Source organism: Catenulispora sp. EB89 (assembly GCF_041261445.1).
Classification (GTDB): domain Bacteria; phylum Actinomycetota; class Actinomycetes; order Streptomycetales; family Catenulisporaceae; genus Catenulispora.
In genome coordinates this window covers 248,943-260,646 of the sequence record NZ_JBGCCU010000009.1, presented here as the reverse complement: position 1 = coordinate 260,646, position 11,704 = coordinate 248,943, and the positions used below count along the sequence as shown (strand labels likewise).

The following is an 11,704-nucleotide window of genomic DNA, read 5'->3' as shown; positions in this document are numbered from 1 at the left end:
TGTGTGGCCGCTCAGCGGTGGCTGGAGCCGGGCGCGGGGGCGGCGGCGGACGAGGGTTGACGCTTCCTTCAATCTGAGCTCTAGTTCAGTGAGAAGAACGTGTATTTCATTTCTGAAGAGGAGCGTCGTCGTGATCGAAGCTGTCGCGAGCCCGTCCGGAGCACCCCCGGCCGGTCCCTACTCCCCGGCTGTCCGGGTCGGCGACCTGCTGTTCGTGTCCGGCCAAGGACCCTTCGACGCGGCCGGACAGCGGTGCGGGCAGACCTTCGCCGACCAGGCGCACGCGGTCTTCGACAACCTCGCGGCGCTCGCGGCCGCGGCCGGCACCGGTCTGGACCGGGCGGTCCGGGTTGGCGCGTACCTCAGCGACCACGCGCATTTCGGCGAGTGGAACCAGGTCTGCGCGGCGCGGCTCAGCGCGCCCTTTCCGGCGCGGACGACGGTGCCGGTCGCGCTGCCGGGCTTCGACATCGAGGCCGACGCCGTGTTCTGGATCCCGAAGCCGGAGGACCGCGCGTGACCGCGTCGCGGGCGGCCACCCGGACCACGGCGTTGCGCGACCGCGCCGAGCGCGTGATCCCCGGCGGCGTCAGCTCGAACGTCAGGCTCCTGGCGCCGCGGGTGTTCTTCGACCGCGGTGCCGGGCCCAGGCTGTGGGACGTCGAGGGCAACGACTACGTCGATTACCTGCTCGGCCAGGGACCGGCGTTCCTCGGCCACGCCCACCCGCGGGTCACCGAGGCGGTCGCCCGCGCGGTGCGCTCCGGCATGGTTTACGGCGCCCAGCACGTCCTGGAAGTGGAGGCGGCCGAGCGGTTCCTCGAGGCCGTCCGATGGCCGGACCTGGTCCGGTTCGGGGTCTCCGGGACCGAGTCGGTGCAGGGCGCCCTGCGCCTGGCCCGGGCGGCCACCGGACGGCGCCGCCTCCTGCGGTTCGCCGGGCACTACCACGGCTGGGTGGACAACGTGCTGATGGATTTCGGGCCCGGCGGCGGGGGTCCGGCCACTCTCGGCCAGCCCGCCGACGCGCTGGCCGACTGGCTGGTGGCGCCGTTCAACGACGCCGACGCGCTCGCCGAGGTGTTCGCGGCGCACGGTGCGGAGCTCGCGGCCGTCATCGTCGAGCCGATGATGTGCAACCAGGGCGCGATCGTCGCCGACCCGGACTTTCTGGCAACGCTCCGCTCGCTGACCCGGGCCCACGGGACGGTGCTGATCTTCGACGAGGTGATCACCGGGTTCCGGCTCGCGCTCGGCGGCGCGGCCGAGCACTACGGCGTCGTGCCGGACCTCGCCGTGTATGGCAAGGCGCTGGCCGGCGGCTGGCCGGTCAGCGCGCTGGCCGGGCGCGCGGAGCTGATGGGCCGGTTCGGCACCGGCGAGGTCAACCACTCGGGGACCTTCAACGCCTCGGTCATGGCCGCCGCCGCGGTCGTGGCGACGCTGGAGGTGCTCACCGAGGATCCGCCCTACGAGCGCGTGGCAGATCACGGCACCAGGCTGCGCGCCGGACTGGCGGCGCTCGGAGACGAGCACCAGGTGCCGTTGCGGATCCAGGGTCTGCCTGCGGCGTTCCATGTCTCCTTCGCCCGACCCGGGTCCGGACCCGGGTCAGGGTCAGGGTCCGGACCCGCCGCCGGGACCGAGCCGGTCCGCGATCTGGGCGGGCTGCGGGAGCTGGACCTGGTCCGGTACGCCGAGTTCGCCCGGGTGCTGGCCGAGCACGGGGTGTGGGTGGCGGGCCGCGGCATCTGGTACGTCTCGGCCGTGCACGGAGAAGCAGAACTCTCCGACACGCTGCACCGGGTCGACGCCGTCCTCGCGGCGGAGTCCCGGACGTCCCCGACCGCATGGGCCTGATCGTCGAGACGGCCCGGGTCCCGATGCGGGACGGCACGGTCCTCACCGCCGACGTCCTGCGTCCGGACCGCGGCGGGCCGCTGCCGGTGCTGCTCTCGCGCACGCCGTACGGCCGGGCCCATTCCCGGCAGGTCGAGGACGTCGTCGGGATGGCCCGGGCCGGATGGGCCGTCGTGGTCCAGGACGTGCGCGGCCGGGGCGCGAGCGGCGGGGTCTTCGAGCCCTTCCACCAGGAGATCGCGGACGGCGCGGACACGGTCCGATGGTGCGCCCGACAGCCGTGGTCCGACGGGAGGGTCGCGATGTTCGGCGCCTCGTACCGGGCCGCCACGCAGTGGCTCGCGGCCCGGGCCGGGCCGCCCGGCCTCGTCGCGATCGCGCCGTACGTCAGCTCCGCCGGGTTCGCCGAGGGCTGGACGTTCGAGGGCGGCGTGCCGGTTCTCGGGTTCACCCGCGCGTGGGCGCTGGGGCTGGCCGCGAGCGGGTCCGCGCCGGACGAGAAGGCGGCCCGGCGCGCGGCGGAGCTGCGGGACCTCGCGCCGGAGCCCACCGCGCGGGAGCCGTGGGACGAGATCTTCCCGCCCGCCGGGAACTGGGGGACTTCGCCAAAACAGAAGTACTGGACGGCCGTCGCCGGCGGCGGGCCCGCGCCGCCGGTGGCCGGATTCCACGTCGCCGGCTGGCACGACGTGTTCTGCGAAGGCGCGCTGGCCGCCTTCCGCGCCGCCCGCCAGAGCGGGAAGCCGCAACGGCTCGTCGTCGGGCCGTGGACGCACGGCGATGTCGGCGGACGCGTCGCGGGGGAGGTGGACCAGGGGGTGAACGCCGCGCGCGCGGGGCTCCCGGACGAGCGCCTGCGCTGGCTGGGCGCGGCGCTCCGGCCGGAGGCGGCCGACCTGGGAGTGACGGTGTCGGTCTTCGAGATGGGTGCCGACCGGTGGCTGGAGCTGCCGGACTGGCCGCCGCCGGAGACGGAGACGGAGGCCGGGCGACGCACGGTGCGGCTGGGCGCGGACGGCATCCTGAGCGAGGCGTCGCAGGGGACAGCGACGTCGGGTCCGCGGACCGTCGAGCATGATCCGTACGATCCGGCGCCGTCCCTGGGCGGACGGCTGTTCGGGGTGTGGCCGCGTCCGGGACCCGCGGAGCAGGCCGAGGTCGAGCGCCGGCCCGACGTCCTCACGTACACCTCCGAGCCGATGGCGGCCGACCTGCACGTGGTCGGCGCGATCCGGGCGGGCCTTCGCCTGCGGGCCTCGAGCGCCGTCGCCGACGTGGTGCTCCGGCTGTGTGACGTGTATCCGGACGGCCGGTCCTATCCGGTCGCCGAACACGGCCACCGGCTGTTCGGGCCGCCCGGCCGCGATCAGGACCTCGTCCTCGACGTCGGCTCGACGGCGTGGCGGGTCCGGCCCGGCCACCGGATCCGGCTGACGGTCGCGCCGGCTTCGTGGCCTCGCCTCGCGGCCCTGCCGGACCGCTATACGCTGACCGTCGTCCACGCTCCTGACGCGCTGTCATGGTTGGAGCTGCCGACGTTCGGCCGATAAGATGAAACGCATCATTCACTGATCGAGACGCGAGGCATGCGGTGGCAGGAACCAGGTCGGCCAAACGACAGGCGGACGAGGTCGAGGAGCCGGCGGTTCCGGAGCCGGGCGGTTCGGACAGTCCGGACAGTCCGGACGGCACGGACGGCCCGGAGGAGCGCGACTACTCGGTGCGGGCCGTCGCGCGGGTCTGCGCGATCCTGAACCTGCTGCAGGAGTCGGTCGACGGGGTGTCGCTCATCGAGGTCGCGGAGGCCACCGGACTGCCCAAGTCCTCGGCGTTCCGCTATCTGTGGACGCTGGAGTCGCGGCGCTACGTGGAGCGCGACGCCGCCTCCGGCCTGTTCCGGCTCGGCCTGGGATTCGTCGGGATGCAGTCCCGGCACCTGGAGGTGCTGCGGCAGCGCGCGCGCCCGGTGCTGGAGCGGCTGCGCGACGACCTCGGCGAGACGCTGAACCTCGGCGTCCTGGACGGCGACGCCACGATCTACCTCGACATCGTGGAGAGCCGCCGAGGGGTCCGGCTGGCCGCCAAGCGCGGCGACCGCGATCCGATCCACTCCACGGCGCTCGGCAAGGCCATCGCGGCCCGCCTGCCCGAGGCCCAGGTGCGGGCGATACTGGCGGGCTCCGGGATGCCGGCGCGCACCGCCAACACCATCACCACGCCCGACGACTACCTCAACGAGCTGGGCCGGGTGCGCCGGCTGGGGTACGCCTTCGACGACGGCGAGAACGAGATCGACGGCCGCTGCCTGGCCGTGCCGATCGAGGGGATGCCGTTCCCGGCGGCGCTGAGCCTGAGCGCGCCCTCGGCGCGGTTCCCGCTGCGGCAGGTCGAGGAGGTCGCCGCCGCGCTGAAGCTCGCGGCCTCGACGCTGACCGCGGCCCCGGAGGCTCCGGTTCTCCCCGCTGGCATCGGCACTGCCGGCGAAGAATGAAACTCGTATTTTGCTTGACGAAACGCTGTCCCGGATAGTCTGATGAGGACATGCGATTCGGAGTGCTCGGCTGTGGCTCGTACGGCGTCGTCCACGCCAAGGTGATTTCCTCGATGCCCGACCGGGCCCGGCTGGTCGCGGTGGCCGACGCCGCCCCCGGCCGGGCCGGCGCGGTCGCCGGGGAGCTCGGCTGCGAAGCGGTCGAGGGACTGGAAGACCTGTGCCGGCGCACGGACATCGACGCCGTCACGGTCAGCATCCCGCACGGCCTGCACGCCGACGCGGTCGTGGCCGCCCTCGAAGCGGGCAAGCACGTGCTGGTCGAGAAGCCGCTGGACATCAGCCTGGCCGCCGCCGACCGGGTGATCGAGGCCGAGCGCCGGACCGGGCTCACCGTCGGCGTGATGAGCCAGCGCCGCTTCGAGCCCGCGGCGGTCCGGGTCAAGGCGGCGATCGACGCGGGCGATCTGGGACGGCTCACGTCCGGCTGCGCCGAGACGACGAGCTGGCGGCCGCAGTCCTACTACGACTCGACGGCCTGGCGCGGCACGGCGGCTGTCGAGGGTGGCGGAGCCCTGATGACGCTGGGCGTGCACTCCCTGGACCTGCTGCTGTGGTTCCTGGGGGAGCCGGTCGCGGTGCAGGCGCAGGCCGGACAGCTCGCCCACGAGCGGATCGAGGTCGAGGACACGCTGGTCGGGACCGTCCGGTTCGCCTCCGGCGCCGTCGCCGGGGTCAGCGCGACCACCGCGGCCTACCCGGGACGCGACTCGCGGGTCGCGGTGTACGGCGACCTCGGCAGCGCCCAGGTCGGCGAGCGGGAGCTCGGGTATATGCGCACGACCGCCGACCGGCCGGGTGCCGAGCGGGTCGCCGCGTCGGCCGCCTACCCCGAGCACTCCGCGCTGTCCGGCGGCGACGCCATCGACATCTACGGCGCGGCGAAGGCCCAGTACCGGGACTTCGTGGCGGCCGTCCGCGACGGCCGGCCGCCGGCGATCGGCACGGCCGACGGACGGCGGGTGCTGGCCACGGTGCTGGGGCTGTACGAGTCCGCGCGTACCGGCGACACCGTCAAGCTCTGATGAGCGATCTGCTGGGGCTGGTCGACCAGCTGCCCCTGACCCGCGTGGGCGACGAGCAGGAAGCAGGGCTGCTGCTCACCTCGCTGCCGTGGCCGCGGGCCGAACCGGTCCCGGTCTCGCTCGGCGGGCAGCCCACCGACGCGCTGCGGCTCGGGCGGTGGCCCGGCACCGGGTTCCCGCGCCGGCTGATTCTCGCGGCGGATGCCGGGGAGGCCGGGGCTGTGCCGGCGATGCTCCCGGTTGTTCGAGGGGAGGCCGCCGGCGGCGACGGCTCCACTCCGTGGGCGGCGATGGAGGTCTTCGCCCGGAGCACCGAGCCCGGCTACGTCTGGGAACGCAGTCTGCTGCGACTGGGGTTCGGCGACCGGTCGGTCGGCCTCGCGATGGGATTGCGGACCGGCGGGACGGTGCATTGGTGGGAGGCCTGCCGCCTGGTCGTGATCGAGGAGACCGAGGAACGCCGCACCGTCGAGATGGCCGGCGTGATCGCGCACCGGCACCTCACCGGCGCGGACCACCGGGAGCAGCCCGGCTACACCAACACCTTCGTCCATCGCCACAACTGGCTCAACGCGAGCATCCACGTGCGGCTGCACCGCAACGGCGTGTGCGAGGTCTTTGCCCGGCACGTCAACGCGCGGTTCGTGGACGACGGGCTGGCGCTCGAAGACGTCGTCCCGGTGCTGGGCATCCGGATGGAGGGGCCGGCTGATCCGCCTGACCTGCCCGAGCGCTGGGACGGCTCGTCCCGCCTGCTCACGGTCGGCTCCGCGCGCTTCGATTTCGCCGAGGTCGCCCGGCTGGCGACGCCTGCGCGGCCCGGCGACATCAGGAGGGAAGACGGCTGGGTGGTCCTCCAGCCGTACGCGGGCGTCGAGGTGTTCGGCGGATCCTGCCCCGACGAGCAGACCGGTGACCCGTTCCTCTTCCGGGCCGAAGACCGGGTCTTCCCGCGCGGAATGGCGCGGGCGCTGCGTTTCTCACTGAGCCTGTTGGACCGCTCACCGGTCGTGGTCCGCTATCTCGCGCCGGACTGGTGGTACGGCCTCTGCGAAGAGCTCACCCCCCGACCCGTACTACCGGTCACGAGCGCGGACGACGACCGGAGCCTGCGGGCCGCACGGCGCTGGGTCCGCGATCACATGGTGCGCGGCGGGTTCGAGGACGGAACCGTCCCGCGCAACGACCTCCAGCGATGGGACCTGCCCGACGGCCCGCGCTACGAACCCGGCTGGGAGGGCGAGCTTCCGTACGCGCTGCTGCTCGACGCGTGGCGGACCGGCGACGGGTACCAGGACGCGCTGCGCGCCGCGTACGCGATCACCGACATCGCGGTCGACCACGCCGCGAAACTCATGCGGATGCACGGCCACCCGCCGAACGCGCTGTCGCTGCCGATGAGCCGGATGCAGGGCACGATCGCCGCCTATCTGGAGACCGGTGACCCGTTCCTGCTGCGGACGGCACGAGCCGTCGTGGACAGTGCGCACGCGACGCACCTGAACTCCTGGCCGCGGCTCGCCGTCGGCCGTGACGCGTGCTACCTGCGCTCCGCGATCCTGCTCCACCGCTACTTCGGCGACGAGCACTTCCTCGCGCTGGCCGACGAGGGCGCGCAGACCGTGGTGGCGAGCCAGCGCGCCAACGGCACCTTCGGCGACCAGGGCGGCGGCGCGGGCATGCACGCCTGGATGGGGTACATCACCAAGCCGTGGATGGGGTTGCTGGCCCTCGGAGGCGTGTTGGACCGACTCGAACTCCTGCCGGACGGCGTGCGGCCGGACGAGGCGGGCCTCGGGCCGTGCCATGACGCCGTGCTCCGGTTCGGCGCCTGGCTGCTGGCCGAACGCGGCGAGGGAGGCTGGTCCTACCAGCACGACTACGACGGTCGCCGGTCCCACGAGGATCTGCGGACCGGCAAGGTTCTGCCACTGCCGACCCCGCCGCCGTACTGGCACCACGACACGCTGGCGCGACTGCTGGCCTACTGCTCGGCGAGCACCGGGGATCCGGCTTATCTGCGGGCGTGGCGCGAAAGCCACGACCTGTTCTGGAAAGCCGGTGCCGGCAATCCGGTCTCGGCCAGCGGCGTGGCCGATCACGTCGTCGCGGCCGCGCTGCAGTTCGTTCCCGCGCTGCACGATCGGTGGTGGGACGGCCGACTTCCGCTACCGGATGCCGACGCCTGACGCCGACACCTCGACGCAACCGTCCCGTTCGGTGACCAGCCCGGGCCGCTCGACGGCGAGCTCGGCGTTCCCCGCCGGGGCGTATTGCAGGCTGTTGCACTCGAACGCGGGCACCGCGTAGGAGCAGTGCGCGGCGAACACTGCCGCGTGGGCGAGTGCCGGGCCCACGTGGGTGAGGTCCTGCTGCACCACGAACCGCCGGCGCTTCCGGGCCCAGCAGTACGCGAGCAAAGCCGAGGTCTGGCCGCGGCAGGTCTTCACGACGATGCCGTCCCAGCCGGTCAGGGTGTCCAGCTCGCGCGGGTCCGGCAGCCCTTCGTCGGCCAGGACCGGCAGGGGACCGGTTGCGCCGGGGCCGGCTGCGCCGCGCGGTACCGGCTGCTCGACGTAGTCGGCGTGCACCGAGCCGAGCAGCCGGGCCAGATCCGCGGCATCGGTGTAGGCCTCGTTCGGGTCGAGCGAGACGCGCGCCCCGTGGGCGCCGATCGCGCGTACCCGCTCGATGTCGACGTCGACCTGGCCGCTCAGCTTCAGCTTGACCCAGCGCCGGCCGGCCGCGTCGGCGGCCGGTGCGTCCACGCCCAAGACGTGCTGGACCGGAAGCGTGGTCGCGGGGGTCGCAGAGAGCTGATCGCCCGGCCAGCAGCCGGCGAAGTCCGGGCCGAGATACGACCCGAGATCGGCGTTCAGGAACCGCTCGTCGTACATGCGGTAGGCGCTGAGCCCGGCGGCTCTGGCCCAGGCGTCGTGCACGGCCTGGTCGACCGGGGCCGCCGCGACCTCGGCGGCCAGGCGCGGTCCGGCGGACCGCGCGACCAGGTCGAGCAGCCCCGCGCCGTGCTGGAGCGGGTCGGCGGTGCCGAACGCGGGCAGCGCGGCGGCCAGCCCGCGCACGGTGGCGCGCATGGCGTCGTCGGTGCCGCCGGCCCAGGGGTGGGACAGCAGGACGCTGCCGACTCCGTTGGCGGTGCGGCCGTTCCGCGCTTCCACCGACACGGTGACCGTTGCTTCGGTGAGTCCGGTGATGGGGCCCGAGCTGAGGGTCAGCGGCACGGCGAACGGCACGGGCCGGAAGCTCGGGACCGCCGCGACGATCCGGACGTCGGTCGGCTTCACCGGGCCTCAGCCCGCGAAGTGCGCATGGACCCGGCGGACCGCGGTGACGATGTCGTCCACGTCCTGGTCGGAGTAGCGCTCGTTGCACTGGAGGACGACGAGCGTGCGGTCGATCATGTCCTCCGCCACCGGGCAGTCTCCCTTGGCGTAGCGGCGTCCGCGGATCGGGAACCCCGAGGTGCCGTACGTGTGCTGCTCGGCCATCGCCGGGGTGAGGTAGACGGGGCGGTCGAGGTAGCCCGCAGAGGCCGGGATGCCCTCGGCGAGAAGTGCGGCGCCGAAGTCCGCGTTCGTCGTGCCGACGAGCGCCGGGTCGAGCAGGATCGGGTACAGCCAGAACGAGTGTCGGCCGATCTCCTCCGGCGATGGCAGCCGGAGCCCGGCCAGGCCGTCGAGTTCCTTCGTCAGCCGCGCGGCCACCGCGCGGCGCGCCGCGACGATCCCCTCCAGCCGGGTGAGCTGGACCCGGGCCACGGCGCCGACCAGCTCGGTCATCCGGTAGTTGAGCCCGAGGAACAGGTGCGTGCGCTCGCCGGTGTCGCGCGGCCAGCCCTTGTCCGCGAACAGCCGCATCCGGCGCGCCAGCTCCGGATCGTCAGTGACGGTGAGCCCGCCGTCGCCTGCGGTGATGTGCTTGGTCTGCTGAAGGCTGAAACAACCGATGTCGCCGCGGGTGCCGGCGTAGTCGGTACCGCCGTGCGGGACCGTCAGGTAGGCCTGTGCGCAGTCCTCGATGACGGTGATCCCCTGTGGCCGGCACAGTTCGACCAGCTCTCCGACCGGCGCGGGGCCGCCGAACAGGTGCACGGCGATCACCGCCCGGGTCCGGCTGGTGATCTTCGCCGCGACGCTCTGCGGTGTCAGGCAGCCGGTGACCGGGTCGACGTCGGCGAAGACCGGAACCGCGTTGCAGGCCAGCACGGCGATGACGGTCCCGAAGTCGGTGACCGGCGGGACGATGACCTCGTCACCCGGCTCCGGGTTCACGGCCGCCACCGCCAGGTGCAGCGCGGAGGTGCCGGAGGTGCTGGCCACGGCGTGCGCGGTGCCGATGAGGGCGGCGAACTCGGTTTCCAGCGCCGCGACCTCGGTTCCGGTCACCCGCCACAGGACGCCGGAGGCGATGACGCGTTCGACCGCCTCCTGCTCGGCCCGGCCGAGGATGCGTCCGGAGGAGTCCAGGGAGGTGGGCAGGGGCGCGGTGCGGACGGGGGTGCCGCCAGGGAGGGCCATGTCCGGGAGTATGACCGAATCGATTCACTCAATGCAACATCCATTTCAATTTCACGAGGAACGGGTGAAGCGCCGACTGTTGACACCCCGGTCGCCAGCTCTTACCTTCGCTTCAAGCCACTCGTGAAAACTGTGTTTCATTCAGCAAAACTCCCATCACTCCCAGCCGGAGGCCATCGTGAGCGGTCTGGACAGGCGGTCGTTCATCAAGATCGGCGGGGCTGCGGCGCCCGGCGCGATGCTGCTCGGCCCGGCCTCGGCGAAACCGAGGCCGGCCCCGAAGTCCGCGGCCGGCGCCGCCGGAACCGCCGGCACCGCACGCCGCAAGTTCGTGGAGTACGGCTGGGACGTGCCCGGCCCGGTCTACCTGCGCGACCACATCCAGGCGATGGAGCAGCAGCCGCTGGACGGCGTCGCCTTCAACCTCAACGAGAACCCGTCGCTGTCCGGCGGCACCGGGGCGACCAAGCTGGTCAACCCGCTCGATCCCACTCCGCTGACCGCCGCCGACGTCCACCTCGACGTGCTGTCGGCGATCGGCTGGCAGACCTTCACCGACAACTTCCTGGTCCTCACCGCCGGCCGACCGCCGGCGACCCCGATGAACTGGTTCGACGACACCCAGTGGACGACGATCCAGGCCAACCTGGGACTGCTGGGCCAGGCCCTGCAGGCCTCCGGCGCGGTCGGGGTCTTCCTGGATCCGGAGAACTCGGCCGGCAACGTCGCCTGGCAGTACAACGCCACGCTCTTTCCCAACAACACTTTCGAGCAGGCGCAGGCCCAGGTCCGCATGCGGGGCGCGCAGTTCATGTCCGCCCTCCAGGCCGCCCGGCCGGACATCAAGGTGCTGATCCTGCACATGTCGGTCCTGCTCCGGTACCTGACGCCGGAGTACCAGGCGTTCCTCGGCGGCCAGCTGGCGAGCAACCCGTACGCCCTGTTCCTGTCCTTCGTCGACGGGATGCTCGACGCGCGCGGCCCCCAGGCGACGATCCACGACGGCAGCGAGACCGACTACTGGTTCGACGAGAGCACGCTGTGGATCTACGACGCGCAGTACCAGCGCGGCGGCTGGTTCGCGGTGTCGCCGGAGAACCGGTGCAAGTGGTCGGAGAACGTGCTGGCCTCCACGGTCTACCTCGACCTCACGCTCGGCCACGCGTCGTCGAACATCGCCGCCGTCTACGGCTGCTACAAGACCTACGCACAGAGCGACTTCCAGCAGTGGTACGAGCACAACCTCTACCACGCCGCGCTCAAGAGCAGCGAGTACGTGTGGCTCTACAGCGAGAAGATGAGCTGGTGGTCCGGCACCGCCTTCGCCGGCGCCGCGGACGGGGTCCGTGCCGTACAGGCCAAGCTCCAGCAGGGCGAGGCGCTGGGCTACGACATGTCGAAGTACCTGAGCTACCCCGACCACCGCAGTACCGCGGCAACCTTTACGACGTCGCCTTCGCTGGTGTTGAGCGGACCGGCCAACGGGGCGCAGGTCGCGGCGGGCAGCGCGGTCGTCGTCACCGCCGTCGCCTCGGACCCGGCTTCGGTCGAGCGGGTGGAGTTCTACCACAACGGTGAACGGATCGACTACTCCACGACGCCGCCGAACATCGCCGCCATCTACGCCGACCCCGGCCCGCACACCCTGCTGGCCCGCGCGTTCCTCGCCGCGGGCGGGCACGTGACCTCGAACCCGATCATCATCCAAGCCGCCTGACCGAACCGGAGGA

Annotated in this window: 9 protein-coding genes; 7 read left to right on the top strand and 2 right to left on the bottom strand. The window is 72.6% G+C overall.

Annotated elements, in window-relative coordinates; translation table 11 throughout:
• Positions 1-130: 130 nt before the first annotated feature.
• The 6 genes from ABH920_RS21550 to ABH920_RS21525 are packed head-to-tail and all read left to right on the top strand — an operon-like array spanning position 131 to position 7,625.
• Positions 131-520, top strand: coding sequence for a RidA family protein (locus ABH920_RS21550; protein ID WP_370350855.1), 390 nt, complete (start codon positions 131-133; stop codon positions 518-520).
• The gene (locus ABH920_RS21545) at positions 517-1,860 is read left to right on the top strand and encodes an aspartate aminotransferase family protein (protein WP_370350854.1); all 1,344 of its coding nucleotides are present in this window, start codon (positions 517-519) and stop codon (positions 1,858-1,860) included. The genes ABH920_RS21550 and ABH920_RS21545 overlap by 4 nt, the downstream gene beginning before the upstream one ends.
• Positions 1,851-3,410, top strand: coding sequence for a CocE/NonD family hydrolase (locus ABH920_RS21540; protein WP_370350853.1), 1,560 nt, complete (start codon positions 1,851-1,853; stop codon positions 3,408-3,410). Before ABH920_RS21545 ends, ABH920_RS21540 begins: the two co-directional genes overlap by 10 nt.
• Positions 3,411-3,451: 41 nt before the next feature.
• Positions 3,452-4,351 (top strand): IclR family transcriptional regulator, encoded by a 900-nt coding sequence (locus tag ABH920_RS21535; RefSeq protein WP_370350852.1) that lies wholly within the window; start codon positions 3,452-3,454, stop codon positions 4,349-4,351.
• A gap of 50 nt (positions 4,352-4,401) precedes the next feature.
• Positions 4,402-5,436: a Gfo/Idh/MocA family protein gene (locus ABH920_RS21530; RefSeq protein WP_370350851.1), complete on the top strand. Its 1,035-nt coding sequence runs from the start codon at positions 4,402-4,404 to the stop codon at positions 5,434-5,436.
• Positions 5,436-7,625: a hypothetical protein gene (locus tag ABH920_RS21525; RefSeq protein ID WP_370350850.1), complete on the top strand. Its 2,190-nt coding sequence runs from the start codon at positions 5,436-5,438 to the stop codon at positions 7,623-7,625. Before ABH920_RS21530 ends, ABH920_RS21525 begins: the two co-directional genes overlap by 1 nt.
• Here the strand turns inward: ABH920_RS21525 and ABH920_RS21520 are convergent.
• A complete protein-coding gene (locus ABH920_RS21520) occupies positions 7,605-8,741 on the bottom strand; it encodes an enolase C-terminal domain-like protein (RefSeq protein ID WP_370350849.1) in 1,137 nt (378 codons plus the stop codon). The genes ABH920_RS21525 and ABH920_RS21520 overlap by 21 nt on opposite strands.
• A gap of 6 nt (positions 8,742-8,747) precedes the next feature.
• A complete protein-coding gene (locus ABH920_RS21515) occupies positions 8,748-9,974 on the bottom strand; it encodes a DegT/DnrJ/EryC1/StrS family aminotransferase (RefSeq protein ID WP_370350848.1) in 1,227 nt (408 codons plus the stop codon).
• 178 nt (positions 9,975-10,152) lie between these two features.
• On the opposite strand from ABH920_RS21515, the gene ABH920_RS21510 reads away from it, so the two are divergent.
• Positions 10,153-11,691 (top strand): Ig-like domain-containing protein, encoded by a 1,539-nt coding sequence (locus ABH920_RS21510; protein WP_370350847.1) that lies wholly within the window; start codon positions 10,153-10,155, stop codon positions 11,689-11,691.
• The last annotated feature ends 13 nt before the right edge of the window (positions 11,692-11,704 follow it).

Coding starts and splice junctions, on each gene's coding strand:
- ABH920_RS21540 (WP_370350853.1), top strand. CDS start 1,851: ATGGGCCTGATCGTCGAGACGGCCCGGGTCCCGATGCGGGACGGCACG.
- ABH920_RS21530 (WP_370350851.1), top strand. CDS start 4,402: ATGCGATTCGGAGTGCTCGGCTGTGGCTCGTACGGCGTCGTCCACGCC.
- ABH920_RS21525 (WP_370350850.1), top strand. CDS start 5,436: ATGAGCGATCTGCTGGGGCTGGTCGACCAGCTGCCCCTGACCCGCGTG.
- ABH920_RS21515 (WP_370350848.1), bottom strand. CDS start 9,974: ATGGCCCTCCCTGGCGGCACCCCCGTCCGCACCGCGCCCCTGCCCACC.